Raw genomic sequence first — 960 nt, forward strand, 5'->3', positions numbered from 1 at the left:
CGCGGCGCTCGTCGATTTCATATCGTCCGCCAACTAGCCCTTAGACGTTTGTCTCGCGTCGGTTGGCGCAGCGACATATCTAGAGTTCGGCGCAACCAGGAAGTCACGTCAGAGGGCAAACCGACCCGATCGGTGCGCCGTCGCGTGCGCCATTCGCAACTACAATCGTTTTTTTTTGCGAAGAAACGCACCTTAAGCCTTTAGGTCCGTGATCCGCATAATCGCGACCACGTTCCCATCATTGAACGCCTGCTCCTTTGTGTCCTTGTTGCAGGTCCAGACAAAATTCTTCTTGCCGGTAAAGGTCTTTTCGTCCTGCTCAAGCCGAAGCTCTCCTTCGGTGATATGGCAGACCATGGCATTCATCATCGGGGGCCCCATGGTCTTCGATCCCGGCTGCATGATGATGTCGCGCATTGAGACGGTCTTAAAACCCGGGATCAGCGATGGTGTCTCGCCATCATACTCACGCACCACCACACCTGGCCACGGAGTTGTGTCCTTGTAGCCCGTCGTTTGAGCGGCGGCGGGCTTTATCATGGCCGCCGAAGCCGCTGCCAACCCGAATGTCAATGCAGACCTTCGATCGATCTTGCTCATCGCTTTTCTCCCTGGGTTACTGCAACAAGCCGCCGCAAAAGCTGCGCGCGTGTGGAATGTGAAATCGTGGTGTGAAACCGAAAAGGGGGCGGTCTCTTAGGCTAGCGTACCTGCCGACAGCGCTAGTACTGCTCGTTCGTCCCGAACGGTGACTTCGGCACATCCCGCTTCAAGGGCAACCACATTCTACGAGAACGGACGCGCCCTAGAAATGGGTGTTTCGCCCAAGAGGCATAATGCCTCAGTTTGCTTAGGCCTGAAGTTCGGACCCGGCGTCAGCAACTTCACACTGCGACCAACTGAATACGCAAGTCAGTGTCACTGACTGGTCCTGTGGCGGGTCGCAGTAAGTGTGGGGCC

1 protein-coding gene is annotated in these 960 nt (G+C 56.4%); it reads right to left on the reverse strand.

What is annotated here, in order from left to right; genetic code table 11:
- Positions 1–192 precede the first annotated feature (192 nt).
- Positions 193–600 carry a hypothetical protein gene (locus IVB32_RS17795; protein ID WP_085349974.1) on the reverse strand — a complete coding sequence of 136 codons (408 nt, stop codon included), beginning with the start codon at positions 598–600 and terminating at the stop codon, positions 193–195.
- Between the last annotated feature and the right edge of the window lie 360 nt (positions 601–960).

It is taken from the genome of Bradyrhizobium sp. 23 (assembly GCF_023073295.1).
Lineage (GTDB): Bacteria > Pseudomonadota > Alphaproteobacteria > Rhizobiales > Xanthobacteraceae > Bradyrhizobium > Bradyrhizobium canariense_D.